The 2,912-nt window shown below is 61.4% G+C and carries 2 protein-coding genes and 1 pseudogene; all 3 read left to right on the forward strand.

What is annotated here, in order from left to right; translation table 11 throughout:
* Positions 1-103: 103 nt before the first annotated feature.
* Positions 104-1,927, forward strand: coding sequence for a hypothetical protein (locus tag A7X77_RS31175; protein ID WP_064686635.1), 1,824 nt, complete (start codon positions 104-106; stop codon positions 1,925-1,927).
* The gene (locus tag A7X77_RS31180) at positions 1,924-2,322 is read left to right on the forward strand and encodes a GNAT family N-acetyltransferase (protein WP_064686636.1); all 399 of its coding nucleotides are present in this window, start codon (positions 1,924-1,926) and stop codon (positions 2,320-2,322) included. The genes A7X77_RS31175 and A7X77_RS31180 overlap by 4 nt, the downstream gene beginning before the upstream one ends.
* Positions 2,306-2,912: pseudogene (locus A7X77_RS31185) on the forward strand (tail fiber domain-containing protein); the annotation flags it as partial. The gene A7X77_RS31180 and the pseudogene A7X77_RS31185, both read left to right, overlap by 17 nt.

The raw sequence follows: 2,912 nt of genomic DNA on the forward strand, positions 1-2,912 counted from the left end.
CGCTCGTCTCCGACCGCGCCGCAGCCCCGATGGATATCTCTCTGCCCAACCGCTGGCAGGTCCCGGAGAACTATTGGCCCGTTGTCATCACGGTTCCGAACCCATGACGCGTACACCCATACCGGCAAGCGCAGGAAAGACCCGCGTTTCTCCCAGCAAGGATTGGATTGCGCCGATCGGCGGATGGCGCACCGACGTCGAGATGGCAGACATGCCGAAGGATGCTGCGTTTCAGCTTGATAACTTTTTTCCGGAGGCCAACCGCGTCCGCGCTCGCTATGGATACCTCGCCTTCGCAACGGGCCTGGGCGGTGATGTGAAGACCGTCATTCCCTATTCCGGTGTCAGCAATCGGCTCTTCGCCGCGGCAGGGGATAAGATTTTCGACGTCACGGCAGGGGGTGCAGTCGGCGCCGCCGTCGTCTCGGGGCAGAGCAGCGCTCACTGGTCCTTCCAGCAATACACCAATCCGGCCGGCCAAGAATATCTGCGGCTGGTGAACGGTCTCGATACACCGCTGCTGTTCAACGGCTCGTCGTGGACCAACAACTACATTGTTGGAAGCGCGGCCCCAGCGACGCAGAACGTCGCGGTCAAGAACGTGCCGTATACGCTGAGCTTCTTCGGCACCGGATCGATCACGCTGTCTGGCGCCCATGTCGGGGTTCTGAACGGAACTGGTGTCGGCAACAGGGTGACGCTCACATTCACGCCCGCCGCCGGCACGCTGACGCTCACCGTGGCCGGCACCGTGACGAACGCCCAGCTTGAGACCGGCTCGACCGCCACGGCGTATGTCGCGACGACTATGATCACCGGCATCCCGGATTCGTCGTTGCTGATCGCTGTGACGGCCTATCGGTCCCGCCCGTGGTTCATCGAAAAGAACTCGACCAACGTCTGGTATCTGGCGACGGATGCCGTCAGCGGCACAGCAACAGTCCTGCCGGTCGGCGGCAACATGAAGTACGGCGGTACGCTGGTGGCGATCAACGTTTGGACCATCCCCGTCTCGACCGGCCTGCAGCAGTGTCTTGTCCTGATGTCATCCGAGGGCGAGGTGATTGTCTTTCAGGGGTCGGACCCGTCAAGCTCGACCAATTGGGGGCTGATCGGCACCTTCAAACTCGGCAGGCCGCTCGGCACGAACAGGTGCCTGCTGTCGGTTGGCGCTGACCTGGCAATAATGACCACCGACGGAATCGTGCCGATCACCAAGGCCATCCAGCTCGATCGAGGCGCCACCAGTATGGGCGCCATCACCGCAAAGATCGGTCCGACCTGGCGCGAGACCGTGGCGGCGGCCGGCACGACATCGGAGGAATGGCAGCTGTCGAGCTTCCCGGCTCGCCAGATGGCTATCGTCAACCTGCCGTCGTCGTTTGGACCGTACCAGTATGTGATGAACACCGAGACAGGGGCTTGGTGCCGCTTCGTCGGCATGGGTGCCTCTTGCTGGGCGACGTGGCAAGATCGGCTATTCTTCGGTGGCAGCGATGGCACTGTCTATGAGGCAGAAGCCGGGGCCAACGATAATGGTATGTCGATCGATGCCATCATGGTCGGGGCGTGGAATCGCTTCGGCGATGGTCTTTCGACGAAATTCTCGAAACTGATTGGCGTGACTGCGCAGATCGGGGTCTCGACGCTGATGTATGCCGGGATCTCGGTCGACTATCAGACGAAGATCCCGACTGCGCTGTTGTCGTCGGTGGAAAACAGCACCGCGGCGAAATGGGGAACGGCAATCTGGGGCGTTTCGAAGTTCCCGGGCATATCGCTGGTGCGAAAATTCGCCTCTGCCGGCGGCGCGGGTTCGGCACTTGCCCCAACAGTGCGCGCCCTGATCTCGGGCTCATCAGGGTCCGTTTCGGAAGCTGCCGTCGTGGGCGGATCGGTGCTTTACGAAAAAGGCTCGCCGCTTTGATCGTCTCGGAACCTCGGGCCGATATCGCGGCCTGGGTCGGGGCTAAGATCGGGGTGTCCTTCGAACCGCCCTATACTGCCTTGGCGCATGTTGATCGCGGTCGGATCATCGCCGGCTATGTCTTCAACGTCTGGACCGAGCATGACGTCGAGGTTTCGCTCGCAGCCGATCGGCTGTCCGTGACGCTGATGCGGGCGGCCTTCCGCTATGTCGTCGAGCAGCTTGGATGCCGCCGTGCGACGTTCAGGACACGCGCCGACAACGTGCAGGCTCAGAAGGCGCTCGACAGGCTCGGGGCGCGCCTTGAAGGCCGCCAGCGCGGCTATTTTGGCGACTGCGACGCGCTGCTCTTCGGAATCATGAAAGAGGACTTCCCCTATGGTCTCAACGCCTAAGGCGCCGAAAGCGCCCGATCCGACACAGACCGCGGCGGCGCAGACAGCGACGAACGTGGACACCGCGATTGCGAACGCTGGTCTCAGCCACACCAATCAGTATACGCCGGATGGTTCGCTGGAATACAAGGTCACCGGCCATACGACGATGACCGACCAGAACGGCAAGACGTATCAGCTACCGACCTATTCGGCATATCAGACCTACTCGCCGCAAAATCAGGCCATCTATGACCAGACGCAGCAGACGCAGCTCGGCCTGGCAAAGCTCGCGAATTCGCAGACCGGCAAGATTTCCGGCATCCTCGACACGAACGTCGATCTCAGCTCTGGGAACGTCGACAAGTACGTCAACGACCATTGGCGGGGCGGCTTCAACAACCAATGGGATCGCGATCAGGCGAGCTTAGAGCAGAGCCTTGCCGACAAGGGCGTGACGATTGGGTCGGCGGCCTATGAGAACGCCATGCGGGATTTCTCGACGCGCAAGCAGGCGGCGTCGGATCAATACCTGGGTGATATGTATTCGAATGCGCAGAACTCGATCCTGACCGAACGCAACCAGCCGCTGAACGAAATCTCGGCGTTGA

This window comes from Rhizobium bangladeshense (genome assembly GCF_001662075.1).
GTDB lineage: Bacteria > Pseudomonadota > Alphaproteobacteria > Rhizobiales > Rhizobiaceae > Rhizobium > Rhizobium bangladeshense_B.